At 64.3% G+C, this 1839-nt stretch carries 2 protein-coding genes; one reads left to right on the top strand and one right to left on the bottom strand.

The annotated features are described in order from the left end of the window. Positions 1–293: 293 nt before the first annotated feature. On the top strand, positions 294–1304 hold the full coding sequence (locus tag GY769_04225) for an IS110 family transposase (protein ID MCP4201121.1): 1011 nt from the start codon (positions 294–296) through the stop codon (positions 1302–1304). A 382-nt stretch (positions 1305–1686) separates the two neighbouring features. Here GY769_04225 and GY769_04220 read toward each other — a convergent pair. Continuing rightward, a partial coding sequence (locus GY769_04220; GenBank protein ID MCP4201120.1) for a hypothetical protein occupies positions 1687–1839 on the bottom strand: 153 nt, incomplete at its 5' end.

Below are 1839 nucleotides of genomic sequence, written 5' to 3'. Positions count from 1 at the left end.
TCAATTGGTAGAGCGAGCGGCTGTTAACCGCTAGGTTGCTGGTTCGAGTCCAGCCGGGGGAGTTCGACGAATCGCCGCGGAATCCGCGGCGGTTTGTGGTTAACAAGGGTGGCGCGAGCGAGAGACGCGGGCGCATTGTCGTAACCCGCGTCGGGCCAAGATGGGGATGAAGGGCGGAGGCCCCTCCCATCATGCGAGTGTTGACCTGTGGCGCAAGAAAAAGTCTGCTGCTCCGCTGGCTCAAGACGAGCATCGTCTTTCGACTAGCCCAGATACAGACAGGAGCAACAGACATGAGCAGGCTACCACTGTCCGTGGGTCTCGACTACCACAGCGACTCGATTCAAGTCGCTGTGGTGGACGAAGCCGGCAGCGAGGTGAGGAGCCGTTCGGTGCCGAACGACGTCGACGCCGTGATGGCGGTGATCGGCCCTCAGCCGGTGAAGGCTGTCGCCATCGAGTCCTGCACAGGTGCGGCGTGTCTTGCCGACGACCTGGTCGATCGGCACGGGCTCACCGTCTTTCTCGCGCACACTGGATACGTCCACAAGATGAGGCAATCGCCGGACAAGAGCGACTACACCGATGCGCGGGTACTCGCGGACCTCGTCCGCGTCGGTTACCTGCCGCGGGTCTGGCATGCGCCGCGCGAGATTCGGCAGCTGCGGCGTCTCGTACGTTACCGTCAGTTCCTCGCGCGTCAGCGTCGCGCGGTGAAGCAGCGCATCGGGGCGGTTCTGCGCGACGAACGGATCCAGGCGCCGGCGTGCCGTCGATGGACGCTCCGGTGGCTTCTGTGGCTCGAGCAGGAGGCGACGCTCTCCGACGAAGGCCGATGGACGGTGATGGAGATGCTCGACGAACTGCGGTATCTCGATCACAAGGTCGAGCGATCGGAAGACCGACTGCGAGCGCGCGTCGCGGACGATGCGACGGTGACGAAGCTCATGCAGACCAAGGGAATCGGCCTCGTCATCGCCTGCACGCTTCGTGCGGAGATTGGTCGTTTCGACCGGTTCCGGACGGGCAAGCAACTTTCGAACTTCTGCGGGCTCAGCCCGCGCAACGCGAGCAGCGGTCGCCGCATGGCCGACGCTGGACTGCTGAAGCAGGCCAACCGAGAACTTCGCGCCGTGATCCTGCAGGGCGCGCATCTGCTGAAGCGGTATCACCCGAGATGGAGTCAGTTGGCCGAGGAGATGAAGGCGCGCGGCAAGCACGGGTCGGTGATCGTCGCGGCGATCGCGAACCGCTGGATGAGAGGTCTTCATCATGAGATGAGGTCCATGGGCCTCGCAGCCTGAGGCGAGGTGACGAAGACGATCAACTGACGACGCTCAACGCGGCTCCGAACTGTGTCGGCGAGCTCGGCGTAACCCTGGGCCTGTCAAGGGCTCGAGCAAAGGTGGGGCAGCCGGCGCACTCTCGAAAGTACCCCGTATGGGCTCAGCCTCGCGCGAGGCGAAGCTCGGATAGAAGAGTGGGACGCTGCGAGCGCCCGTCACTTCCGTAGCGGCGATCGGCCGGCGAGCTGCGGCACCGAAGCTCCGACGAGCTCTCGGGGCCCATTCTCGCTCCGGTCTCGGTCTCGCCGACCTCGCTGAACGCTCAACCGACCCCCTGCCTCGAACCGCGACGAAACGACAGCAGAACAGCTTGACAGACGGCAGCCCTTCATAGAAGGGGTTACCCCTTTTTCTGGAGGCGGTAGAGGCCGTACATCAAGAGCGCGACCCCGACCAGCATCTCCTTCTGCTCGGGGACCTGATCCCAGAAGCTCCAGTACCAGCCGGGGCTGCCTTCCTGGCTGCCTACCCAATTCGGGGTGAGCATCCGCGC

The sequence above is a fragment of the bacterium genome, from assembly GCA_024224155.1.
GTDB lineage: Bacteria > Acidobacteriota > Thermoanaerobaculia > Multivoradales > JAHEKO01 > CALZIK01.
The sequence above is the reverse complement of the archived record's forward strand: the minus strand, read 5'-3'. Positions and strand labels throughout refer to the sequence as shown.

Excerpts from the sequence above, each read along its gene's own strand:
- GY769_04225 (MCP4201121.1), top strand. The coding sequence starts at position 294 with ATGAGCAGGCTACCACTGTCCGTGGGTCTCGACTACCACAGCGACTCG.